The organism is Streptomyces sp. NPDC045026 (genome assembly GCF_056432625.1).
In genome coordinates this window covers 95781-118775 of sequence record NZ_JBWKIS010000010.1, presented here as the reverse complement: position 1 = coordinate 118775, position 22995 = coordinate 95781, and the positions used below count along the sequence as shown (strand labels likewise).

Annotated in this window: 18 protein-coding genes and 1 pseudogene; 11 read left to right on the top strand and 8 right to left on the bottom strand. The window is 70.2% G+C overall.

Annotated features, from left to right (window positions below):
• Nucleotides 1-206: 206 nt before the first annotated feature.
• The 3 genes from AC07EJ_RS22475 to AC07EJ_RS22465 all read right to left on the bottom strand — a co-directional run bounded on the left by AC07EJ_RS22475 (nt 207) and on the right by AC07EJ_RS22465 (nt 3102).
• On the bottom strand, nt 207-1685 hold the full coding sequence (locus tag AC07EJ_RS22475) for a hypothetical protein (protein ID WP_389490544.1): 1479 nt from the start codon (nt 1683-1685) through the stop codon (nt 207-209).
• Nucleotides 1686-1946: 261 nt separating this feature from the next.
• Nucleotides 1947-2147 carry a hypothetical protein gene (locus AC07EJ_RS22470; protein WP_389490541.1) on the bottom strand — a complete coding sequence of 67 codons (201 nt, stop codon included), beginning with the start codon at nt 2145-2147 and terminating at the stop codon, nt 1947-1949.
• A 61-nt stretch (nt 2148-2208) separates the two neighbouring features.
• The gene (locus AC07EJ_RS22465; RefSeq protein WP_389490539.1) at nt 2209-3102 is read right to left on the bottom strand and encodes a LysR family transcriptional regulator; all 894 of its coding nucleotides are present in this window, start codon (nt 3100-3102) and stop codon (nt 2209-2211) included.
• A gap of 142 nt (nt 3103-3244) precedes the next feature.
• Here AC07EJ_RS22465 and AC07EJ_RS22460 point away from each other — a divergent pair, with 142 nt between their 5' ends.
• Entirely contained in the window at nt 3245-4594 is a 1350-nt protein-coding gene (locus tag AC07EJ_RS22460; protein ID WP_389490537.1) for an MFS transporter, read from the top strand.
• 29 nt (nt 4595-4623) lie between these two features.
• Here the strand turns inward: AC07EJ_RS22460 and AC07EJ_RS22455 are convergent, their stop codons facing one another.
• Nucleotides 4624-5820: a GDSL-type esterase/lipase family protein gene (locus AC07EJ_RS22455; protein WP_478884801.1), complete on the bottom strand. Its 1197-nt coding sequence runs from the start codon at nt 5818-5820 to the stop codon at nt 4624-4626.
• Between the two features lie 84 nt (nt 5821-5904).
• Complete coding sequence (locus AC07EJ_RS22450) at nt 5905-6474, bottom strand: TetR/AcrR family transcriptional regulator (protein WP_389490532.1); 570 nt, start codon at nt 6472-6474, stop codon at nt 5905-5907.
• 215 nt (nt 6475-6689) lie between these two features.
• Between AC07EJ_RS22450 and AC07EJ_RS22445 the strand changes: the two genes are divergently transcribed.
• Nucleotides 6690-6821 (top strand): 50S ribosomal protein bL37, encoded by a 132-nt coding sequence (locus tag AC07EJ_RS22445; RefSeq protein ID WP_478884800.1) that lies wholly within the window; start codon nt 6690-6692, stop codon nt 6819-6821.
• 137 nt (nt 6822-6958) lie between these two features.
• Nucleotides 6959-7231, top strand: coding sequence for a hypothetical protein (locus AC07EJ_RS22440; RefSeq protein ID WP_362903069.1), 273 nt, complete (start codon nt 6959-6961; stop codon nt 7229-7231).
• A gap of 5 nt (nt 7232-7236) precedes the next feature.
• Here the strand turns inward: AC07EJ_RS22440 and AC07EJ_RS22435 are convergent, their stop codons facing one another.
• Both AC07EJ_RS22435 and AC07EJ_RS22430 read right to left on the bottom strand, forming a co-directional pair.
• A complete protein-coding gene (locus tag AC07EJ_RS22435; protein WP_389485330.1) occupies nt 7237-7668 on the bottom strand; it encodes a VOC family protein in 432 nt (143 codons plus the stop codon).
• Nucleotides 7669-7766: 98 nt separating this feature from the next.
• Nucleotides 7767-8996 (bottom strand): MFS transporter, encoded by a 1230-nt coding sequence (locus AC07EJ_RS22430; RefSeq protein WP_389485328.1) that lies wholly within the window; start codon nt 8994-8996, stop codon nt 7767-7769.
• A 142-nt stretch (nt 8997-9138) separates the two neighbouring features.
• Here AC07EJ_RS22430 and AC07EJ_RS22425 point away from each other — a divergent pair.
• Nucleotides 9139-10015 (top strand): annotated as a pseudogene (locus AC07EJ_RS22425) (zinc-binding dehydrogenase); the annotation flags it as partial.
• A gap of 16 nt (nt 10016-10031) precedes the next feature.
• Here AC07EJ_RS22425 and AC07EJ_RS22420 read toward each other — a convergent pair.
• Nucleotides 10032-11267 (bottom strand): MFS transporter, encoded by a 1236-nt coding sequence (locus AC07EJ_RS22420; RefSeq protein ID WP_478884799.1) that lies wholly within the window; start codon nt 11265-11267, stop codon nt 10032-10034.
• Nucleotides 11268-11505: 238 nt separating this feature from the next.
• Here AC07EJ_RS22420 and AC07EJ_RS22415 point away from each other — a divergent pair, with 238 nt between their 5' ends.
• The 7 genes from AC07EJ_RS22415 to AC07EJ_RS22385 all read left to right on the top strand — a co-directional run bounded on the left by AC07EJ_RS22415 (nt 11506) and on the right by AC07EJ_RS22385 (nt 22886).
• Entirely contained in the window at nt 11506-11718 is a 213-nt protein-coding gene (locus AC07EJ_RS22415; protein WP_478884798.1) for a hypothetical protein, read from the top strand.
• A gap of 367 nt (nt 11719-12085) precedes the next feature.
• Entirely contained in the window at nt 12086-13594 is a 1509-nt protein-coding gene (locus AC07EJ_RS22410; protein WP_478884797.1) for a glycoside hydrolase family 47 protein, read from the top strand.
• A 152-nt stretch (nt 13595-13746) separates the two neighbouring features.
• Nucleotides 13747-16350: a PA14 domain-containing protein gene (locus tag AC07EJ_RS22405; protein WP_389485317.1), complete on the top strand. Its 2604-nt coding sequence runs from the start codon at nt 13747-13749 to the stop codon at nt 16348-16350.
• Nucleotides 16351-16504: 154 nt separating this feature from the next.
• The gene (locus tag AC07EJ_RS22400; protein ID WP_478884796.1) at nt 16505-18904 is read left to right on the top strand and encodes a beta-L-arabinofuranosidase domain-containing protein; all 2400 of its coding nucleotides are present in this window, start codon (nt 16505-16507) and stop codon (nt 18902-18904) included.
• A 264-nt stretch (nt 18905-19168) separates the two neighbouring features.
• A complete protein-coding gene (locus AC07EJ_RS22395; RefSeq protein ID WP_389485313.1) occupies nt 19169-20179 on the top strand; it encodes a LacI family DNA-binding transcriptional regulator in 1011 nt (336 codons plus the stop codon).
• A 286-nt stretch (nt 20180-20465) separates the two neighbouring features.
• Nucleotides 20466-21596, top strand: a complete 1131-nt coding sequence (locus tag AC07EJ_RS22390; protein WP_478884869.1) for an aldose epimerase family protein — start codon at nt 20466-20468, stop codon at nt 21594-21596.
• A 192-nt stretch (nt 21597-21788) separates the two neighbouring features.
• Nucleotides 21789-22886 carry an ABC transporter substrate-binding protein gene (locus AC07EJ_RS22385; protein ID WP_389485311.1) on the top strand — a complete coding sequence of 366 codons (1098 nt, stop codon included), beginning with the start codon at nt 21789-21791 and terminating at the stop codon, nt 22884-22886.
• Nucleotides 22887-22995 lie beyond the last annotated feature (109 nt).

The window sequence follows — 22995 nt, the reverse complement described above, 5'->3', positions numbered from 1 at the left end:
GGAAACCAGGGTCGTTCCGGGGTCGTTTGCCTCTTCCAGGTGTGAGACCGGCGGCCTTACCGCCCGGTAGCCGAATGCGTCACCACTCCCCCGCACCCCGAGGGAACCCGCAACGACCCGCAAACGACCCTGCCCGTCCCCGGTGGCCGGACCAGGCCCGGCCACGGGCCCTGTCACGGGCCCGGTCCCCGACCCCGCCGTGACCCTCACTCGCCGAACTCGCCCGCGAAACGCAGTACGCGCTCGAGTTCGTCGACGGAGATCAGGCGGCTGCGCGGGCGCAGCATCCCCGCGAGGCCGTACGCGCCCAGCTCTCGGCAGCGCCGCACCAGCCAGCCCCAGTCGAGGTCGAGATGGCGGGCGAGCGACCGCAGCCGATCCTCCGAGTTGTCGCCCTTGGTGATGCTCTGGCGGCGGGCGTGCTCGACGACCTGTGCGTAGGCGCTGACGTCGGCCAGGCTGTCGGTGGTGTCGACATGCCAAATTCCCTCGGAGCCGAGCCAGTTGGCCGAGATGACGCGGCGTCCGGGCACGAGTACGAAGCCGTCGATGCGCTTGTACTCCGGCTCGGCACACACCCAGATGGTCTGCCCGTCGCGTTCCATCATGGCCACCGCCAGCCACAGCAGGATCCGCTCGTAGCGCTGGCTCGCGCCGGCGTCCCCCTCACGGATGCAGAAGACCCGCTCGGGGGCGGCTTCACCGTCGGCGAGGCGCTCCTGGAGGGCGTGGCGGAACTGCGTCCAGGACGCGAAGAACAGCCACACCGCGGCCTCCTCCCCCGTCCGCACCGGGGTCCAGAAGACCGGCGGCGGACTGACCTCGTCCAGGCGCCGGATGATGTGCTCGGCACAGAAGTACATGCCGAGCCAGGCACTGCCGACGTTGGTGAGCTCCGGCACGGCGGAGCGCGCGACCGCCGAACGCCGCTGCGCCCACAGGGGTTCCAGGGTCTGCTGTTCGGCGTGCAGCACGTGGTCGTTGGCCAGCAGGCTGTCGTCGAGATTCAGCATCGCCCACAGCAGCCCGTACGTGAGGTCGTCGATCTTGTACGGGGTCGAGATCGGCAGCGTCTCGGCGGTGACCGCTAACTGCCGGCGGGCGTGGGCCGCGTCCAGTGCGTACAGGCCGTCGTCGCCGAGGGTTCCGAGGAGCAGCGCGCGGCGCGTGGCCCGCGTGAAGGCCTGTACGTGGGCGTGGTGGTGGGGCTCGATGACCACGCGGCCGTCCTGCTCGGCGGCCTCGTAGAGCTGGACTGCGACGGACGTTCCGTCGAAGAACCGCTGCCCGTCCAGGTGCCACACACCCTCCATGCCCGAGGCCCGGCCCATGGGGTCCAGGTAGGACGTGTCGAACATGGCGTTCAGGAGCCGCGCCGCGTCCCGCGCGGCACTGGGTGCGATCTGGGGCAGTACGACGCCGCGCTCCACCGCGGGCCGCAGGAGCGTCTCGACGTCGACGCCGAGCATGAACTCGAGGACGGCACCGGCGTCGCTGCGGGGTATCTGGTCCCCGGAGAGCCAGCGCTTCCAGGTGGCCTGGGAGGCGGTCACCGTCGCCAGGTCGGGGCGGCTCAGTTTCGCGGCTGCGAGCTGGGCGGACCGGGTGAACTCTTCTTCGAACGTAGCGAATTGGCCGCAGCCCCGCTCCGTCAGCAAGGCCCGCAACAGCGTCCGGGGGCGCATCGATTAACTGTCTCCACGTCTAAGAGCGTCGCGAGCCCCCCGTGGCCCGCCGATTGTCCTGCCAGTTGTCGTGCCGGAGTCGGTCAGCCTCTGGTCACGGGTCCGGATGAGGACACGTCCGAACCGACAGGGCCCGGTCCGCGGAGATCAACTTCTTCATGCCGAGCATTATGCATACGGACCGTCAAACCATGGGCAGTGGTTGCGGAATAGGTGTATCAAGCACACGCCGATGCGATGGCCGACATCTCGCCGGCCCGGTCAGCCGTGCCTGATCCAGTTCCACTTCAGGACGACCATGAACGCGGGCCCGAACAGCATGGCCAGGATCCACAGGCCGACGCCGGCAGGCGAGTAGATGACGTACTGCCACGTGTCCGGAAGCGCCGCCGGCGCGAGGAACAGCACGGTCAGAACAACCGAGGTCACCGCCACCACAATGATCATTCGCACAGCCGTCACATCGTCCTCCCCCTCCGAGACCGCCCAGCATAATCGCAGGCCACAGGCCGCCTCACGCCGCCTACAGCAGCCGCTCCACATGCTGGAGCAGCGCTTCCAGCGCCGCGCTCGGCCGGCGCGCGGTGGCGGTGGCGACGTGCAGGTCGAACCGCAGCTGTTCGTCCACCAGGTTCAGTACGCGCACCCCCGCCTCGTCGGGCAGCGCCGCGAACTCGGGCAGGAACGCGATGCCGAGACGATGCCGGACGAAGGCCGACGCCGCGCTGATGTCGGTCACTTCGAGAGCGACCCGGCGCTCGATGCCGGCGGCGGCGAAGGCCCGGTCGACCAGATCCCGGTTGCCGTAGCCGACGGGGAAGTCGATGAACTGCTCGTCGGCGAGATCGGCCACGGAGACGGCGTCCCGCGATGCGAGACGGTGGCCGGCCGGGACGACCAGGACCATCGGCACCGAGGCCACCTGCCGTAGCGTCAGCCCCGCCGGAGGCCTCCCGGGGGCGCCGGGCAGGGAGAGGATCGCGAGATCGAGACGCCCGGCGAGCAGGCTCTGCGCGAGTCCCGCCGACCCGCTCGGCGAAACCCGCAGCCGCAGCGCCACATCCGGATGCTCCGTGTGAAAGGACTCGAGCAGGCTGGGCAGATCCAGCAGCCGGACAGCCGTGAGGTATCCGATGTGCAGGGTGCCGCGCACCACTCCCCGGCCGGCCCGTACCGCGTCGAGCGCTCCGCGGGCGGCGTCGAGGGTGGCCAGCGCCTCGGGGAGCAGCGCCGCGCCCGCGCCCGTCAGTTCGACCCGTCGTGCGGACCGGTCGAACAGCGCGACCCCCACCTCGCGCTCCAGGTCACGAATGGTGGCCGAGACACCGGACTGGACGACGTGCAGGCGCCGCGCGGCGCCGGTGAAGCTCAGCTCCTCGGCGACCGCGACGAAGTATTCGAGATGGCGCAGTTCCATGGATCCATCATCACTGGTTCTGATGGTGACCAGCAAAGAAGATCGTTGGACGTAATGCCCCCGGGAACGGACCCTGGTCGTCGGCGCATGCACACCAGGCGCCGACGACCGTCAGCGAAAAGAGCGAAAAAGGGGGAAGCTCATGTCCGCTCCCAGTGCCCCGCCCACCACGCCGCCGTCGACCTCACCCTCCGTGCCCTCGTCTGCCCTGTCCTCATCGGCCGGCATCCGACGGCTGCGGCACGGCGCTCCCGTGGGGCGTCGACGACGGCCGGCCGTGGGCCACGGGGTCGGGTTCTGGTTCGCGGCTCTGGCCTTCACCGTCCTCATGGCGTTCGGCACCGAGCCCACTCCCCTGTGGCCCATGTACCAGGCCCGTGACGGCTTCGGCACGACGACCGTCACGGTGGCCTTCGCGACGATGATCGTCGGCGCCACCGCAGGGTTCCTCACCCTCGGCCATCTCTCGGACCGGCTGGGGCGGCGCCGGATCGTCGTCCCGGCGCTGGCCGTCTCGATCGTGGCCGCCCTGGTCTACCTGATATGGCCCGAGCTGCCCGGTCTCCTCGTCGGCCGCTTCCTCAACGGAGTCGGTGTGGGCCTCATGGCCTCCACGGCCACCATGTACCTGCACGACCTGTACCAGCAGGAGCATCCGGACCGTCCTGGCTCCGCCGTTCCCGGTGTGGTGGCCGCGGCCGCCAACCTCGGCGGCCTCGCGCTCGGCCCTCTCACGGCCGGGCTCATCGCGCAGTGGGCCCCGCATCCACTGACGACGACTCAGGCTGCTTTCGCCATCGCGCTGTCGGTCAGCCTGGTCCTGGTGCTGGCCACGCCGGAGACGGTGGACCGCGGGGCCCTGGCCGACGCCGGTGACGACCGGCCGCCCCGCTTCGCGCTCCGCCGCGGAACGGGGGCCGCCTTCGCCGCGGCGTCGGCCCTCGGCACCTTCGCGTTCGCCCTGCTCGGCGTCATCAGTGCCCTGGGGGCCATCGTGCTCCGCACGAAGCTGGGCATCGACTCGCACATCATCGGGGGCCTCGCCCCGACGCTGATGTTCGCCGCCTCGGCCCTCGGCCAGCTCGCTCTCGGGGCTCTCCCGCCGCGGCGGCTCGCGGCGACGGGCGCGGTGGTGTTCCCGCTCGGTCTCGGCCTGGTCGCCCTGTCCCTCCACTTCCCCACGCTGCCGCTCTTCCTGGTCGCCGTGTCGGTGGCCGGAGCGGGCGCCGGGCTGCTGTTCAAGAGCGGCATCGGGTGGGCCGGTGCCCTAGCGGTGCCGGAGTCACGAGCGGGCGTTCTCGCCGTCTTCTTCACGATCGCCTATCTGGGCATGGGCCTGCCCGCGATCCTGCTCAGCGTGGTCATCCGGCATACGAGCGTCGAGGCGACCATGACGGGGTTCGCCGTCGTCCTGTCCGTCGGCGCGGTCGCGGCGGTACGCGTCGCGATGCGCCTGACGGAACAGAGGCTCGGCACCGGGCGCCGCGGGTGACGCTGCGCGGTCCGTGGCAGGGCTGAGCCTCAGGGACGCCCCCCGGTCGCCGCGAAGGCGAGCGGCCCGTCCGTACCGAAGGCCAGTGCGTTGAAGCGTTCGCCGATACGGCGCTGGGCCGCGGCGTCCGGATGGAGCTGGTCCGGTAGCGGCAGCTCGGCGAAGTCCGCCTCGCCGTACAGGTCGCGGCCGTCGAGGTAGTACAGGTTCGCGTCGTCCGCCTCCCGCTGCTTCACGACGCGCGCCAGCTCGTCCCGGATGACGTTGAGCGTCAGCTTCCCGGCCGCCCGCTCCGCCGGGTCACCGATGGCCATGAACTGGAGCCTGCCGGCGCTGAGGTTGCTGAAGTCCGGGACGCTGGGGCCCGGAGTGTCCTCGTGGATGGCGCAGTAGATCGGTGACACGACCAGCAGCGGCACGGTCGGGTGCCCCTCGCGGATCGTGTCGAGGAAACCGTGCACCGCCGGGGCGAAGGCGCGCAGGCGCATCAGGTCGGCATTGACAATGTTGATGCCGATCTTGACGCTGATCAGGTCCGCGGGGGTGTCCCGCATGGCGCGCGCGGTGAACGGGTCGAGCAGGGCACTGCCGCCCAGGCCGAGGTTCATCAGGTCCACGCCGCCGAGGGATGCGGCCAGCGCCGGCCAGGTCGTGGTGGGGCTCGCGGCGTCCGAGCCGTGGCTGATCGAACTGCCGTGATGCAGCCACACCTTGCGTCCGCTGTCCGGCGCGGACTCGACCGGGGCGTCGGTGCGCAGGGCGACCAGCTCGGTGATCTCGTTGTACGGCAGCCAGATCTCGACGTCCTTCAGCCGGTCGGGCAGGCCGGTGAACCGCACGCTGCCGATGGGGCCGGGCCGGGTCTCCCTGGTGCCTGTGGTCATGTCCATCACCTGTACGTTGCCGCCGGTGACGCCGGCCTGCGCGGCCAGGCGGCCGTCGACCAGCAGGTCGTACACGCCGTCCGGACGGGGCGGCGCACCCTTGTAGGCCATCTTGGTCCGGAGCGCGTCCAGCTCGATGACGGTGGCCCTGGTGCGGAACACCAGTCGCACGCCGGAGGGCTGGGACTCCGCCATGGCCAGTTGTCCGTCGGACCACTGTGCGCGCGCCCGCGCGGGCAGCCGGTGCGGGAGCACGCCGTGCTCGGTGCGCTCCACCTCGCAGGCGCCGCGCACGAGGTCATCGGTGACGGGTGTGGTGGTCCAGTTGTCGCTCATGTGCATTGCTGCCTCAACCTGTTGATCAATGTGTCTGGAGGGTCCGGGTCATCCGGGCGGGCCCGAGCCGTGGGGCGCGCTCGGCCGCGGTCAGGGTGCGGGCCAGTTCCGCAGCGTGGCGTCGAGGGAGTCGAGGATCCGCGACCAGCTTTCCTGCGAGTCGGGGGCGCTGTGGCTGAACCCTCCCTGCATCTCCAGGCTGACGTAGCCGTGGAAGACGCTGCCCAGGAGGCGGACCGCGTGGGTCTGGTCCGGCTCCGTGAGGTCGTAGCCACGCAGAATCGCCCGCGTCATCTGCGCGTGCCTGACGCCGGCGCTGGCGGCCGCCGTCTCCGGGTCGAGCCGCAGCTGGGCTGCCGCGTAGCGGCCGGGGTGTTCCCCGGCGTAGTCGCGGTAGACGTTCGCGAAGGCGGCGAGGGCGTCTTTGCCCGCGCGCCCGGCCAGTGCCGCGGCGCCCCGGTCGGCCAGCTCCTCCAGGGCGAGCAGCGCGATCCCGGTCTTGAGTTCCTGGGAGTTCTTCAGGTGCGAGTACAGGCTCGCGACCTTGACGTCGAACTGTCTCGCGAGCGCCGAGACGGTCACCTTGTCGAACCCGACCTCGTCGGCCAGCTCGGCGCCCGCCCGGATCAGGCGTTCCCTGGTCAGCCCTACACGAACCATAACGTCCACTCCAATCAACGAAATCGATTATGCAGTTGCCTAATACTTTTAGGCAAATCCACATGCACCTTAGGGTCGATCCGCCTGGGCGCGAGCAGCCCGCAGGCAGATCGCCTCAGCGGCGCGTCGCCCGGTCGATCGGGGGGCGGGAGTGGTGGCATGGGTTACGTCATTACCGGTCGCGTCCTTGGGTAGGCGGCCGGATGATCGTCTGGGTGGGCACGCTCATCCGGGCAGGACCGAAGAACAGCGACACCTGGGAGGTAGCAATGTCCTCGAAGCGACGCCGCAAGAAGAAGGCCCGCCGCAAGCACGCCGCGAACCACGGCAAGCGCCCCCAGTCCTGAGGGAACTCGCCGGACGGGTCAGGGGCGGCGCCGGACGGCGCCGCCCCTGACCCGTTTCGCTCACACCCCTCCGGCATTCGTGTCACCCGCGCGAGCGCTGACCGGGATCGCCTCGACGGCGACCTAGGATCCGCTGCGTGGCACACACCTTCGACGAACTCGTCGAGAGACAGCAGGCCGCGAACGCGGCACACCACGAGGTCCTGCGACTGCGGGACGGCTACGGACCACCGGGGCTCGAGCCGTTGAGCGAGTCGCAGACGCAGACCTACGAGACCGCCTGGCGCGCGTGGCGGGACCTGGCCCGCGATGTGCAGCAGGCCGTCACCGAGTACGCCAAGGACGAGGGCCTCGCCAGGAACGACGTCGAGGCGGACGTGAAGGCGAAGGCGGGCGGCGGCGCCGGATAGCGCGGTCAGGTGGCGAAGACCTGCGCGTCGTCGGCGAACGCCTTGAACTCCAGGGCGTTGCCCGCCGGGTCGAGGAGGAACATCGTCCACTGCTCGCCGGGCTCGCCCGCGAAGCGCACATAGGGCTCGATGACGAACTTCGTGTCCGCGGCGCGGAGCCGGTCGGCGAGCTCCTGGAACGCCGGGATCGTGAGGATCAGGCCGAAGTGCGGTACGGGCACGTCGTGTCCGTCGACGGGATTGTGGACGTGCTGGGCGCGGGTGGGGGCGAGGTGGGTGACGAACTGGTGGCCGTGGAGGTTCCAGTCCACCCAGGTGCCGGCGCTCCGGCCCTGCTCGAGGCCGAGCACCTCACCGTAGAAGTACCGGGCGGCGGCCAGGTCGTCCACGGGCATGGCCAGGTGGAACCGCGGGATCGACGAGTCGGGTTCGGTCATGGTGGGGCGGTCTCCTTCCGGGAGACTGTGCGATGACGAGGCATCAGTGACGCTTGCCGCGCAGGACGACCTTGGCGTACCCGTCCGCAGCATCGGCGTCACGCGGGCGAGGCCGTGATCCGTACGGGCGTCGGATCCTGGCGCGTTTTCGCCGCCCACCGCGCCACGGGCCCCAGCGCGTACGACGCCGCCAGGACCAGGCCGCCGAGCAGCAGCCAGCCCGGCGTGCCCATCCCCAGCAGCAACGCGGTGAGCAGCAGCGGGCCCAGTGTGCGGGCGACCGTGACGCCCGTACCGAAGAAGCCCTGGTACTCGCCGATGCGTCCGGCCGGGGCCAGGTCGAAGCCGAGCTGCCAGGATCCGGCCGACTGGAGCATCTCGGCAGCGACCAGGAGCACCGATCCCCCGACCAGGGCCGCGACCGCGGCCCAGACCGACCCGGAGGCCGAGGCGGCGAAGACACCGCAGGCCAGGAGCATCAGCACGCCTGACCGGCGGATGGCTCGGGCCGCCGTCGGGAGGCCGGAGACCGAGCGGGCCGTGCGGACCTGGAAGAGCATCACGGCGCCGGTGTTGAGGATGAAGAGGGCGGAGACGAGCCACGTGGGGGCGTCGGTGCGCTCGTTGATCCACAGCGGGAGCCCGAGGCTGAGCAGCGGCATCCGCAGGAGAAGGACGGTGTTGAGGAGCGTCACCGTGGCGTAGGGCCGGTCCCGCAGGACTTCGAGCCGCGCTCCCCGGACGGCCGGAGCCGGTGCGACGCTCGGGAGCCGCAGCAGGACGAGCGCGCACAGGACGAAGCTCAGGGCGTCGATCGCGAAGACCGCGAGATACGCAGACCTCGTCCCGGCGGACAGTGCGAGGCCGCCGAGCGCCGCGCCCACCGCGAGACCCGCGTTGAGGGTCGACTGCAGGTGAGCGAGCGCACCGGTGCGGTCCTCCTTGGTCACCAGACCGGCGAGCAGCGCCTGGCGTGCGGCCGCGAGTCCCGACTGCGCACTCGCGTAGAGGCAGGCGGCCACGAGGAAGGGGAGGAAATCGCGTACGGCCAGGAAGGAGGCGACCGCGGCGCCGGTCGCGAGGGCGAGCAGGACCGCCGTTCCGCGGGGGCCCCGGCGGTCCGCGATCCGGCCGAGCGGCACCCCGACGACGGATCCGGCCGCCCAGGCGACGGTGAGACCGAGGCCGATCCTGGCGGGCGCGAGGCCGACCACGTGAGTGAAGTAGAGCGCCGAGGTGACGTAGTACGCACCGTCGCCCAGCGAGTTGCTCAACTGGGCGAGGGCGAGCGTGCGTTGAGGGCCGGCGGGCGGCAGCAGGTTCGGCATGTCGATGACGGTACGCGCGTATCGGCCCATCCATGTGGGGCAATTCCGCGCCTTGCACTTGGGCCATTCCGTGCTACTGCCTGGCCGGAAACCGTCGTAGACTCGACCACATATCCGAACCATCCCGGCTTCCGAGCAGGGCACGCCCATGGGCCACGAACTCCTCGGCGTGGTCGAGGAACTCGGCTCGGACGTGTCGGGACTGCAGCGCGGCGACCTCGTCGTGGCCCCGTTCGTCCGGGCCGACAACACCTGCGACTTCTGCCGTGAGCGGCTGCAGACCTCCTGCCGCCACGGCGGATTCTGGGGCACCGACGGCATCGGCGGCGCCCAGGCCGAGGCGATCCGCGCACCGCAGGCCCAGGGGACGCTGGTGCGGCTGCCCGTCGGCGTGGACTCCGCCCTCCTCCCGTCCCTGCTCACTCTGGCCGACGTCTACGGCACCGGCCACCACGCGCCGAAGCGGGCTCGCGTCGACGCGCGCACCACCGTGACGGTCATCGGCGACGGCGCGGTCGGCCTGCTGGCCGTACTGTCCGCCCGGCAACTCGGCGCCGAGCGCGTCATCCTGATGGGGCGCCCTAAGGAACGCATCGATCTCGGCGTCGAGTTTCGGAGCCACCGCCGTGGTGGCCGAACGGGGCCAGGAGGGGATCGAGAAGGTCCGTGAACTCACCGACGGCGACGGCACCCACGCGGTCCTGGAAGCCGTCGGTCACATGGACGCCTACGAGATGGCGGCCGGTGTCGTGCCTCCCGGCGGGGGCATCAGCCGCGTCGGCCTGCCGCAGTACGTGGACGCGCCGGTCGGGTTCGACAGCCTCTTCGGCCCCGACATCACGCTGACGGGCGGCCCGGCCCCGGTGCGCGCCTACATCGACGAACTCATGCCGGCCGTTCTCGACGGCACCGTGGAGCCCGGCCGCGTATTCGACCGCACCATCACGCTGGACGAAGTCCCCGAGGGATACCGCACCATGGACCGACGCGAGGCACTGAAGGTCCTCGTCCGCCCCTGACCGAACCCGAGGCCCTTCACGCGGCCGTCTCCTTCCATGCCACATCGAGCGGCATGTCCCTTGCGGGCGTGGGGCGTTGAGCCCATCGGACGACGGTGGGGGCCGCCAGGCCTGTGACGGTGAACAGGGCTCCCACGACGTACCAGCCGGGCCGGCCCCACGTGATGCAGAGCGCGATCAGCAGGCTGGGGCCGAGCGCGTCGGCCAGGCCCGCACCCAGGCCGAACACGCCGAGGTACTGGCCGGTGGCGCGTTCGGGGGCAAGAGCGAAGGACACCTCGAACCCCGCGGCGGAGTGCCACAGTTCGCCGACGGTGTGGACCGCCACCGCGGCCAGGAGGAGCGTCGCGGCGGCCCACGCCGGGACGCCCGCGGACAGGGAGATCAGCGAACAGGAGACGAGGAAGACCACCCCTGCCCGCCGGTACGCGCCCCCGGCCGCCGCCGGGGAGTCGACGGAACGGCTGGCCCGCACCTGAAGGACGATCACCATCACGGTATTGCCGAGCATCGTGCCCGACACGAGCCAGTGCGGCGCGCTGGTGGAGACGACCAGCCACAGCGGAATGGCCACGGTCAGCACCTTGAACTGGATCGCCATGATGCCGTCCAGCGCCGTGAGGAGGAGGTAGGGCCGGTCCCGCAGCGCGATCCAGCGGGGACCGGCGGACATCGGTTCCGGAGCCACCGGCGGCAGGAAGAGCAGGAAGGCGGCCGATGCGCCGAAGGCGACAGCATTGCCGATGACCAGGAGCTGGTACGCGGTGTGGGTGCCGACCTGGAGAGCCAGGCCCGCCAGCAGCGCGCCGAGGGAGATGCCGGTGTTGGTGACGGCCCTGAGGTAGGCGCGGTACTCCTGCGGACGCTCCCCGCCGAAGCGCCTGATGAGCGGGCTGCGCGCGGCCCGTCCCGCAGCTGTCGCCCCCGTCGCGGCACAGACGGCCAGGACGAACGGCCAGAAGCTGTCCACCAGGACGAATCCCGCCGTCGCCAGCGCCTGCACGACGATGGTCGCCGCGTAGACGCCGCGCGCCCCGCGCCTGTCCGCGAGGTGACCGGCGGCTATGCCCATGGCGAGCGAGGCGAAGCCGGCGACACCGAGTCCGAGTCCCACCTGCGTCGCGGGGAGACGGACGTCCTGGGTGAAGTAGAGGACTCCGGCTGTCAGATAGAGGCCACTGCCGATGGTGTTGACGAAGTTCGATGCGGCGATGACGCGTTGGGGTCCTGCTTCGGGCACCAGCTGGGGCATGTCGTGGCTCCGCGTCCTGAGGCGGGCAGTAAGGACCGGACCAGCTTGTTGCACATTACGTGCAATAGCAAGGGGATTGCGTATCACCTCCGACGGACAACCGCCGAAGAGCCCGCACGCACAGAGTGAGCCCCGCCCGGCCGGGGGGGGTGGGCCGAGCGGGGCTCTGTCTCTATCTTCCAGGAAAAACGCCTGGCCACCGGATGCACGCGCCCGGCATTCGGATGACCCTGAACTTATGGACGTCGTGCCGATCGTCACGCACCGCCCCTCACCCACAGGCGGGCGCAGGGGGACGGCGCACGGACGGATCCTCGGCCTCGCGCACTCCGACACGGACATCGTCGAGTTCCTGCGCCGTGACGGGCTGCCGGACGCGGAGACGCTGCTCGATGATCCGGCCTGGGTGAAGTGGCGCGGCGGGCGGGCCCACCGCTACGAGGCGGCGTAGGCGGCCCGCGCACGACAGCACGGACGCGGCACCTCGTCCACCCACCCGTCAGGTCCCCGCAGGGCAAGCCGAATTGGCCCTGACCGCACCCTTGCCTCCGTGCCACCCAGCTCATATAACGTTGTAAAGCACCACGTGGTGAAGCGCACGTCGTACAGCAACACGTGGTGAGGCGCCGCCTCCGCACCTGCGGTGTGCGCGGCTGCGCGTCGAGGCCGTGAACAAGAGAGCCGAGCGCTACCTTCTCTGACAACCCGTCAGCAACCAGAGTCCCTCCACATTCGGCGACAGCGCCCCCGCGAACGGTGACAACGTTATCAATTGCCCTGCAGCCGTGAGCTGTTGGGCAGAAGGCGAGATCCCCCGCATGACGTCAGCCTTCCCTTCCCCCTTCCCTTCCCCCTTCCCTCCCCCCGATCCCTCCTCCCCCTCCTCCCCCGGCAAGAGAAGCCTCACCCGCCGCGGCATTCTGCGCGGTTCCGCCCTGCTCGGCGCCACGGCCGCGACGTCCGGCCTGCTGGGCTCCCCTCTCGCCGCGGCGGCGGCAAGACCCGCCGCAGTCTCGGGCGGCCACCGCCTTCCCCCGGCGGACCGCGCGAAGGCGGCCCAGGTGCGCGCCGAGTTCCTCCACGGCTGGAACGGCTACAAGAAGGCCGCCTGGGGGCACGACGAGGTCAAGCCCGTGTCCGGCACGAGCAGCGAGTTCTTCATCCCCGGCCACCCCGTCGCACTGTCGGTGATCGAGGCGCTGGACACGCTCTACCTGATGGAGCTCGACGACGAGCTGAAGCTGAGCTGCGACTACCTGGAGAAGCACCTCGACCTCGACATCGACGGCGACTTCCATGTCTTCGAGGCGATCATCCGCGTGGTCGGCGGCCTGCTGTCCGGCTATCTGGTGACCCGCAGGCCGAGGCTCCTGGAGCTGACCCGTGAGGCTGCGGACCGGCTCCTCCCGGCGTTCACGAAGTCGCCGACCGGCATCCCGTACACGCAGGTCAACATGCGGACCGGTGCCGTCTCGGGGAACACGCCTCCGCTGGCCGAAGTGGGCACGAACATCCTTGAGTTCGGGATGCTCTCGCAGCTGACGGGTGATCAGAAATACTACCGTGCGGCGAAGAAGGCCTACCGCGAGACGATGCGGCGGATCTCGCCGCTCGGGCTGCTCGGCACGTCGCTGAACGTCGAGACCGGGAAGTGGGCCGACGGGACCGACACGGCTCCGAACCCGCCGGTGGACTCGTTCTACGAGTACCTGTGGGGCGGCTGGGAGCTGTTCGGCGACCGGGACCTGCTCGACTGGTACCGCGAGACCACGAACGCGATCCTGCGGCGCCAGTCGGTGACCGTCGACGGTCATCTGTGGTTCCGCCAGGTCGACATGAACACGGGCGAGACCACCGGGACCCGCGCCTCTGAGCTCGCCTCGTTCTACGGCGGTCTCCTCGCGATGGGCGGCGACCGGCCGCACGGCGAGGCGTACTACCGGTCCTGGTCTGCGGTGATGCAGCGCTACCCCGTATTGCCGGAGGAGATCGATTACACCGACTTCTCGGCGACGCAGAAGGGCAACCAGCTGAGGCCGGAGTACGTGAACTCCTCGTTCAACCTCTTCCAGCTCGACGGCCGGCGGGAGTGGCGCGACACCGCGTGGACGTACTTCCAGGGGATGAAGAACCTGCGCGTCGACGGTGGTTACACCATCGCGTCGGACGTGACCGCCTCACCGATGATGCTCGGAGATCTGACTCCGGCGTACTGGTTCGCGGAGAACATGAAGTACCTCTACCTCATCTTCGCCGCCGCCCCGCGCTACGACTACAAGACCGGCTATCTGTCGACCGAGGGCAAGCTGCTGCGCGGCGTGCGCTGATCCGGAAGGCCCCCGGCGGTACCCGGGGGCCGTCTTGTCATGACTCTGGACAGCGCCCCTGAGGGCGTGCTGTCATGCCAACTGCCCGTTCCTTCCAACGTTGTACAGACGCAAGCGACGAGCCGCCCCCCTTCCTCAGTCAAGGAGGATTCGTGCGCACCAAACGACTCAGAGGCCGACTGGCCATGCTGCTGGCCGCGGGACTGGGCCTCGCGGCACTCACCGTGTCGCCGTCGGCGACAGCGGCCGACGACCCGGTCGAACCCCACGGCCTCAAGGGCGAGTACTACACCCAGTCCGCCCCCGGAGCCTTCGACTTCCACGAGCTCAAGGCCACCGGTTTCGACCCGAAACTCGACTTCGACACCCTCGAGCCGCGGCTGCGGACCGCCACCGGCCAGGCCGACGACGCCAGTGTGCGCTGGACGGGCAAGGTCGTGCCGGAGAAGACCGGCGCGACAACGTTTTCCGTCACCGGCGACAACGGGTTCCGGCTGTGGGTCGACGGCAAGCTCGCCATCGACCACTGGGTCGACGACTGGGACAAGGAACAGACCTCCCAGCCCGTCGAGTTGACGGCCGGTCAGGCCTACGACATCAAGGTCGAATACTTCGAGCACTTCGGCGGCTCGAACCTCCATCTGCGCTGGACCGAGCCGGGCGAGACCAAGGAAGCGATCCCCTCCTCCGCCTTCCGGCTGCCCGACGGCTGGGACTACGACGGGGCGATATCCACGACCGTCCTCAAGGACGGCCGCACGCTCAAGCTCGACTTCGCGCAGTCCCTCGCGGCCCCGCCGGCCGGGATCGCGGATCATCTCCAGGCCGTGATCGGCGGCGCCCAGTGGCCGCTCTCCACGATCAAGGCCGACCCGGCCGACCCCCGCACCCTGCTCGTCGGGCTCAAGGAGCCGGTCGTGGGCAAGAAGGGCGGCGGCGCGTCCGGCCAGGCCGATCTCACGTATGACGGCAAGGGCGGGCTGACGGGAACGGACGGCAAGGCCGTCGGCCAGTTCTGGAGCAGCGGCCCGAACGACTCGGAGTACGAGCTGCGCACCAAGTGGGCCGACGAGGTGGGGCCGAAGAACGCCCACCCCGAGTACCCGCGCCCGCAGCTCACCCGGGACGCCTGGCAGAACCTCAACGGCGAGTGGCAGTTCGCCGCGGCGAAGTCCGGCGACAAGCCGCCGGTCGGCAAGCAGCTCGGCGAGAAGATCCTCGTGCCCTACCCGGTCGAGTCGCAGCTCTCCGGCATCGAGCGCCATGAGGACCGCATGTGGTACCGCCGCACCTTCACGGTCCCCGCGGGCTGGAAGGTCGGGGACGGCAAGCGCCTCCAGTTGAACTTCGGCGCCGTCGACTGGCAGTCCGAGGTGTACGTCAACGGCACCAAGGTCGCCGAACACAAGGGCGGTTACGACAAGTTCAGCGCCGACGTCACGGACGCGCTGAAGCCCGGCCGGACCCAGGAGCTGATCGTCGGCGTCTACGACCCGACGGACGCGCAGGGCGGCGAGAACCCGCCGGTCGGCAAGCAGCGCCTGGACCCGAGCGGCATCTGGTACACCCCCTCCTCCGGTATCTGGCAGACCGTGTGGATGGAGCCGGTCGCGGCCGACCACGCCGCCGACCTCAAGATCACCCCGGACGTCGCGGCGGGCAAGGCCACCGTCGAGGCCAAGGGCGTACGGGACGGCGTGCCGGTCACGGCGACGGCGTACGACGGCAAGCGCAGGGTCGCCACGGCGAGTGGGGTCACCGGCGCGCCGCTGACCCTGAAGATCGACAAGGCGCATCTGTGGTCGCCCGACGACCCGTTCCTCTACAACCTCAAGGTGAACGTCGGCAAGGACAGCGTCGGCAGCTACTTCGGGATGCGCTCCATCTCGGTCGAGAAGGTGAACGGCACGCCGCGCACCCTCCTCAACGGCAAGCCCGTCTTCATGATGGCCACGCTCGACCAGGGCTTCTGGCCCGACGGGCTGCACACCGCACCGACCGACGAGGCGCTGGCCTACGACCTGAAGATGCACAAGCAGATGGGCTTCAACTCGGTCCGCAAGCACATCAAGGTCGAACCCGACCGCTGGTTCTACTGGGCGGACAAGCTGGGTCTGATGGTGTGGCAGGACATGCCGGCCATGAGCGCGGCGCCCGACGCGGCCGCGCGTGCCGAGTACGAGCGCGAGATGAAGACGATGATCGACCAGCACAGCAGCCACCCCTCGGTGGTCATGTGGGTCACCTTCAACGAGGGCTGGGGCCAGTACGACGTGGGGCGCATCGCCGAACAGGCCAAGGCCTGGGACCCGACGCGGCTGGTCAACAACATGTCGGGCCTCAACCTGGGGGCGGACGGCGGGACCGGCGACATCATGGACGAGCACGGCTACCCGAGCCCGGCCCTGCCGCCGCACCCCGACGGCAAGCGCGCCCTGGTCAGCGGCGAGTACGGCGGCCTCGGCCTCGCGGTGCCGGGTCACGCCTGGGCGGTGCAGCAGTCGTACGTGGATGTCGACCCGGCGAAGTACACGGACGACTACCTCGCGCGGCTCGCCGAGGTGCACAAGCTTGCCTGCCAGGGCAGCAACGGCGCCGTGTACACGCAGATCTCGGACGTCGAGGGTGAGCTCAACGGCCTGCTGACGTACGACCGCAAGATCGTCAAGCCGGATGTGAAGCGGGTCAGGGCGGCGCAGGAAGCGCTGATCCGCGACGCGTCGCAGGCGACCGTGGCCGGCTGCTCCGGCAGCTGAGCCCGGTCGGTCCGACCTGTGCCCGGTCCCCCTTTCGCGCCTCTCGGGGCGAAAGGGGGACCGGGGCGCGGCTCGCCCTCCTCCCCCGTGCACGACCCCGTTCACGACCCCGCTCACGCCTCCTCCCCCGTACCCCCCGAACAGGAGCACCCGCATGCCTGTCAGCAGACGCGCTCTTCTCGGTGCCGGCGCCCTGGGCCTGGGCGCCGCGGCGCTCGGCGGCCCGTTCGCCCCGTCCGCGGCGGCGGCTTCACGGCCGTCGGCCGGCACACTGCTTCCGGACGCGTTCCGTAAGCTGCCCTCGGGCAGTGTGACCGCCCGTGGCTGGCTCGCCGGACAGCTGAAGCTCCAGCTCGACGGATTGTGCGGCCGGTACGAGGACCTCTCCCACTTCCTGGACTTCGACAACACCGGCTGGGTGCACCCCGAGCGCGGCGCGTGGGAGGAACTGCCGTACTGGCTGCGCGGCTACGTGCCGCTCGCGGTCGCCACCGGTGACGCACACGCCCTGGCCCGCTCGCGCGAGTGGATCGACGCGATCCTCGCCACACAGGAGAGCGACGGCTTCTTCGGCCCGCGCGCTCTGCGGACCGCGCTCAACGGCGGTCCGGACTTCTGGCCGTTCCTGCCGCTGCTGATGGCATTGCGGACTTACGCGGAGTACACGCGCGACGAGCGCGTCGTCCCGTTCGTGACCCGCTTCCTGAGTTTCATGAACGCCCAGGGACCCGGGGCCTTCAACTCCAGCTGGGTTTCCTTCCGTTGGGGCGACGGCCTCGACATCGTGGTGTGGCTGTACCGCCGTACCGGAGAGAAATTCCTTCTCGACCTGGCGGGCAAGATGCACACCCTCGGGGCGGACTGGACAGGCGATACGCCCTCGCGCCACAACGTGAACATCGCCCAGGGATTCCGAGAGCCGGCCCAGTACGCACAACTCACCGGCTCGGCCGAGCTGACCCGGGCCACCTACGACGGTTACGACGCCGTGATGGGTGCGTACGGCCAGTTCCCCGGCGGTGGCATGGCGGGCGACGAGAACTACCGGCCCGGCTTCGGCGACCCCAGGCAGGGCTTCGAGACCTGCGGCATCGTCGAGTTCATGGCCAGCCACGAACTGCTCACGCGCATCACGGGCGACCCGGTGTGGGCCGACCGCTGCGAGGAACTCGCGTTCAACATGCTGCCCGCCGCGCTCGACCCACAGGGCAAGTCCCTGCACTACGTCACGAGCGCCAACAGCATCGACCTGAACAACACCCCCAAGACACAAGGGCAGTTCCAGAACGGCTTCGCCATGCAGTCCCTGCAGCCCGGCGTCGACCAGTACCGCTGCTGCCCGCACAACTACGGCATGGGCTGGCCCTACTTCAACGAGGAGCTGTGGCTCGCCACGCCCGGCGACGGTCTCGCCGCCGCCATGTACGCCCCATGCACGCTCCGCACGCGGGTCGCCGGCGGCACCGAGGTGACCATCGTCGAGGAGACGGGCTACCCGTTCACCGAGACCGTCGAGTTCCGGCTCGCCACCCCGAAACCTGTGCGTTTCCCGCTCCAGCTCCGCATCCCGGGGTGGTGCCGCGGGCCCGAACTCCTCGTCAACGGCAAGCGTCTGGCGGCCGAGGACGGACCGGTGTGGGCCAGGGTGGAGCGCACCTGGCACGACGGGGACGTGGTGACGCTGCGCCTGCCGCAGCACACTTCCGTACGCCACTGGCCCGGCAACCATGACGCCGTCAGCGTCGGCCACGGACCACTCACCTACTCCTTGAGGATCGGCGAGAAGTACGAGCGCTACGCGGGCGACGACACGTTCCCGCACTACGAGGTGCACGCGACCTCCGCCTGGAACTACGGCCTGTCCCCCGACGCCGGCCTCGCGTTCCGGCGCGACGACGGACCGGTCGGGGACAACCCCTTCACCCACGGGACGACGCCGGTGCACATCACGGCGCGCGCCCGTCGTATCGAGGAGTGGGTCGCGGACGACGAGCACGTCGTCGCACCCCTGCAGAGCGGACCGGCCCGCAGCGAGGCGCCCGTGGAGACGGTGACGCTCGTCCCGATGGGCGCGGCCCGGCTGCGGATCACGGCGTTCCCCCAGGCCTCGCCCGACGGCAGGGCGTGGACGCCGGAGCCGGCGTTCCGGCGGATCGCCAACAAGCACAGCGGGAAGGTCCTGGCGGTCGACGGCATGTCGACCGAGAACAGTGCCCGCGTCGTCCAGTTCGCCAACTCCGGTACGGGCGACCACGCGTGGCAGATCGTCGACAAGGGCGACGGCTGGCACCTGATCCGCAACGGCCAGAGCGGCAAGGTCCTCGGGGTCGACGGGATGTCGACGACCAACAGCGCACACGTCGTCCAGTACGAGGACAACGGCACCGCCGACCACCTGTGGGCGCTCGTCGACAGCGGGGACGGGTGGTACCGGATCCGCAACAAGAACAGCGGCAAGGTCCTCGGCGTGGACGGGATGTCGACGGCCGACAGCGCGCAGGTCGTCCAGTTCGACGACAACGGGACGGACGACCATCTGTGGCGGCTGCTCTGACGTCTTGACCGATCGTGGCGCGCCGGGCGGATCCCGGCGTGCCACGGCGTCGGTGCGCGGGAGGACGAGGGTCTGCTCCCTCGACGGTCGAGCCGCTGGTCCAGCGGCCGGTCCTGGGTGGATCCATCCCCTTGCCACCATTCACCATGTGGACGTATAACGTTGCAAGCCCGGCTCCAGAGCCTTTGCGCCGGGGCCATGGCTCCGGCGCCGTGCGGGCACGCACCGGTCCCCGGCGCCCGGCAGGCCACCGGAAGGAATGTTGTGCGGGTCAGCCTCAAGGACGTCGCCGCGCGTGCGGGCGTGTCGATCAAGACCGTCTCGAATGTGGTGAACAACTACCAGCACGTCACTCCCGCGATGCGCGAGCGGGTGCAGCAGGCCATCGACGAGCTCGGCTACCGGCCCAACCTCACCGCGCGGCACCTGCGTCAGGGGCGGACGGGCATCATCGCCCTCGCCCTGCCCGAGCTGGGCAACCCGTACTTCGCCGAACTCGCGGCCGCGGTGATCGACGCCGCCGCCGTGCACGACTACATCGTGCTCCTCGACCACACCGGAGGCCGGCGCGAGCAAGAGGTCCTGGTCAGTCAGGGGTTCCGCGCCCGCGTCATCGACGGCCTGATCCTCAGCCCCATCGAGCTGGAGGCGGAAGACCTGCGCGAGCGGACGGAGAACGTGCCTCTGGTCCTCCTCGGCGAGCGCCACTACGACCTGCCGTACGACCACATCGCCGTGGACAACGTCGCCGCGGCCCGCGCCGCCGTCCGTCATCTGATCGACCTGGGGCGCCGCGAGGTGGCGTTCATCGGCGCCCGCCGTGGCCACAGTCAACCCGCCCACCTGCGCGTTCAGGGGTGGCGCGAGGAACTTCTCGCGGCGGGCCGCTCCGTGGACGACGGGCTGATCGCGACGACCGAGGGCTGGGGGCACGCGGACGGCGCGGCCGCGATGACCCGGATTCTGGAGACCGGGCGCCGGCCCGACGCCGTGTTCGCGTACAACGACCCCATCGCCATCGGTGCGATGCGGGTGCTGTCGGAGCGCGGCATGCGCGTGCCCGAGGACGTCGCCGTGGTCGGCTTCGACGATGTCGTGGAGGGGCACTTCGGGGCGGTCACGCTCACCTCGGTGTCGCCGGACAAGGAGGCGATCGCGCGGATGGCGGTGGAGTCGGTGCTGGCCCGGCTCAGCGGCCAGGCGCCCGAGCCCCGGCGCGTCTGGGCTGACTACCGGCTCATCGCCCGCGAGAGCACGCTGGGGCGGAACGCGTAGACGGCGGGCAGCGGGGACGGCCGCGCGCACGTTGCGCCGGGAAAGCGACTTCCCGCCCACATCCCCGACCGGACAGGCGCCGGACAAGCGCCTGATGACTGCCGCACAGGCGCCTGAAGACCGCCGGACTACCGAAAGATCCGGGCAGATACCTGTACCGGTCTCTTACAACGTTGTAATGTCCAGGCATCCGCAGCTGCCGGTCTCCGGCTCCGTCCGCGCCCCCGCCGGCATCGTCCGCGTCCGGCGTCGGCCGGAGCCCGGTCCTCACCCCCGCGAGGAGCCCATGTCCTTCGCCGCCCCTTTCTCGGCACCCTTCGGCGTCACCCCCTCGGGCCTCCCGGTCGAGCGCTGGACCCTGCGCAGTGCGAGCGGAGTCGAGGCCGGCGTGCTGACGTACGGCGCCGCACTGCACTCCCTGCGTGTCCCCGGTCCCGACTCCGGCCCCGGCCCCGGAAAGCGGCCGCCCGCCGACGTCGTGCTCAGCCTCCCGGACGTCAAGCACTACGCCACCCATGGCGCGTATCTCGGCGCCGTGGTGGGGCGGTTCGCCAACCGCATCGCCGCGGGCACGTTCACCCTCGACGGAACGCGGCACCACATCCCCGGCAACGACCGGGGCAACTCGCTGCACGGCGGGGCCGACGGGTTCGACCGCCGGGTGTGGCGGGCCGAGCCGTGCAAGCGGCCCGACGGCGCCGCGAGTCTGCGGCTGAGCCTGGACAGTCCGGACGGCGACCAGGGCTTCCCCGGTTCGCTCCAGGTGTCGGTCACCTACACCCTCACGTCCGACGGATCGCTCGCGCTCGACTATCACGCCGTCACCGACCGCCCCACGCCGGTCAATCTGACGCACCACGCCTATTTCAACCTCTCCGGGGACCCGGACCGAGGAGTGCTCGACCACCTTCTGACGGTGGACGCCGCCACGTATCTGCCCATCGACGAGACCGGCCTCCCGCTGCCTGGCGCACCCGCACCGGTGGCCGGTTCACCGTTCGACTTCACCCGGTCACGGCGGATCGGTTCGCGGATCGCCGAACCCGACGAGCAGTTGGCGCGCGCCGGCGGCTACGACCACTGCTGGGTGCTCGACGACCGTGACCACCCCTCTGGCGAGGGGCAGTTGGGCCTGCGGCGCGCGGCTCGCCTAGAGGATCCCAGCAGCGGGCGCGTGCTCGAAGTGCACACCAGCGAGCCCGGACTCCAGGTGTACGCGGGGCAGCAACTCGACGGCGGTTTCAGTGACTTCCTGGGTCGCAGGCTGGGCGCCCACTCCGGGCTGTGCCTGGAGACGCAGCATTTCCCCGACTCCCCCAACCGTGTCGACTATCCGGACACCGTCCTGCGCCCGGACCAGAGCCTTCGCAGCCGGACCGTGCTGAGCTTCCCGCACCTCACAGCGGTCGCACGTTGACCGCGGCCGGGCGGCCCGTCCGAATCACAGGGCGGTCACGTCCCGTACAAAGGCTTTACACCCTCCTTCCAACGATGTAAAAACTCCTGCGGGCGGACCGGTCGAGGCTCTCGCCTCGTCGAGCCGCATACTCGCCGCCCTCGCTGCTCCCTGCCAACCCTCCGTCGCCGCGTCACCCGGATCGGGGTCACCATGAAGCACTTCGCCCACCGCCGTCACCTCACCGCCCGCCCTGTGATCGTGGTCCTGGCCGCCGCCATGGCCCTCACCGCCTCCGGCTGCGCCAAGTCCGAGGACGACGCCGCGAACAAGTCCGACTCCTCCGCGTCCGCCGCCGACGCGGGCCAGAAGGTCGTCACGCCGAAGCCCGGCAGCAAGGGCTGCACGATCGACGCGTACGGCGGGAAGAAGCTCGATCTCAAGAAGGCCACGGTCGGCTTCTCGCAGTCCGAGAAGGAGGCCAACCCCTTCCGGATCGCGGAGACGGCCTCGATCAAGGCCGAGGCGGACAAGCGCGGTCTGAAGCTGCTCACCGCCAACGCCCAGTCCCAGTTCTCCAAGCAGATCAGCGATGTGCAGGACCTCCTCGCCAAGGGAGCCGACCTGTTGGTGATCGCCCCGCTCAACTCGGACGGCTGGGAACCCGTGTTGAAGGCCGCCGCGGCCAAGAAGGTGCCGATCGTCACCATCGACCGCAAGATCAACGCCACGGCGTGCAAGGACTACGTGAGCTTCATCGCCTCGGACTTCGTCGACCAGGGCAAGCGCGCCGCCGACCAGATGATCGCGGCGACCGGCGGCAAGGGCGAGGTCGCGATCCTGCTCGGCGCCGCGGGCAACAACGTCACCACCGAGCGCACCAAGGGCTTCAAGGACCGCATCAAGGAGAAGGCCCCGGACCTCAAGGTGGTCTTCCAGCAGACCGGCGACTTCGCCCGTGAGAAGGGCCAGCAGGTCACCGAGCAGCTGATCCAGTCCAAGCCCGGCATCAAGGGGATCTACGCCGAGAACGACGAGATGGGCCTTGGCGCGGTCGCCGCGCTCAAGGGCGCCGGCAAGAAGGCCGGTGACGTGAAGATCGTGACGGTCGACGGGACGCGCAACGCGGTCCAGGGCATCGTCGACGGCTGGATCAGTGGTGTCATCGAGTCCAACCCGCGCTTCGGTCCGCTCGCCTTCCAGACCCTCGACACGTTCACCCAGGGCAAGGAAGTCCCCCAGGACGTCATCATCCAGGACGGCGCCTACGACGCGAAGAACGCCAAGTCCGGTATCGACAAGGCGTTCTGACACGGCTTCGGACGGGCGGGGGCAGGGCCGAGCCGGCCCACCCCCGCCCCTCCCCCTGTACTCCCCCCGTACTCCCCTTTCCTCGCCCGAGCCCTCACCCCACCCTGGA

What these genes read in the sequence shown, in the direction of transcription:
- AC07EJ_RS22475 (WP_389490544.1), bottom strand. Translation starts at nt 1,685, where the DNA reads ATGCGCCCCCGGACGCTGTTGCGGGCCTTGCTGACGGAGCGGGGCTGC.
- AC07EJ_RS22465 (WP_389490539.1), bottom strand. Translation starts at nt 3,102, where the DNA reads ATGGAACTGCGCCATCTCGAATACTTCGTCGCGGTCGCCGAGGAGCTG.
- AC07EJ_RS22450 (WP_389490532.1), bottom strand. Translation starts at nt 6,474, where the DNA reads ATGGTTCGTGTAGGGCTGACCAGGGAACGCCTGATCCGGGCGGGCGCC.
- AC07EJ_RS22455 (WP_478884801.1), bottom strand. Translation starts at nt 5,820, where the DNA reads ATGCACATGAGCGACAACTGGACCACCACACCCGTCACCGATGACCTC.
- AC07EJ_RS22435 (WP_389485330.1), bottom strand. Translation starts at nt 7,668, where the DNA reads ATGACCGAACCCGACTCGTCGATCCCGCGGTTCCACCTGGCCATGCCC.
- AC07EJ_RS22420 (WP_478884799.1), bottom strand. Translation starts at nt 11,267, where the DNA reads ATGCCCCAGCTGGTGCCCGAAGCAGGACCCCAACGCGTCATCGCCGCA.
- AC07EJ_RS22410 (WP_478884797.1), top strand. Translation starts at nt 12,086, where the DNA reads ATGACGTCAGCCTTCCCTTCCCCCTTCCCTTCCCCCTTCCCTCCCCCC.
- AC07EJ_RS22430 (WP_389485328.1), bottom strand. Translation starts at nt 8,996, where the DNA reads ATGCCGAACCTGCTGCCGCCCGCCGGCCCTCAACGCACGCTCGCCCTC.
- AC07EJ_RS22385 (WP_389485311.1), top strand. Translation starts at nt 21,789, where the DNA reads ATGAAGCACTTCGCCCACCGCCGTCACCTCACCGCCCGCCCTGTGATC.
- AC07EJ_RS22400 (WP_478884796.1), top strand. Translation starts at nt 16,505, where the DNA reads ATGCCTGTCAGCAGACGCGCTCTTCTCGGTGCCGGCGCCCTGGGCCTG.
- AC07EJ_RS22415 (WP_478884798.1), top strand. Translation starts at nt 11,506, where the DNA reads ATGGACGTCGTGCCGATCGTCACGCACCGCCCCTCACCCACAGGCGGG.
- AC07EJ_RS22390 (WP_478884869.1), top strand. Translation starts at nt 20,466, where the DNA reads ATGTCCTTCGCCGCCCCTTTCTCGGCACCCTTCGGCGTCACCCCCTCG.
- AC07EJ_RS22460 (WP_389490537.1), top strand. Translation starts at nt 3,245, where the DNA reads ATGTCCGCTCCCAGTGCCCCGCCCACCACGCCGCCGTCGACCTCACCC.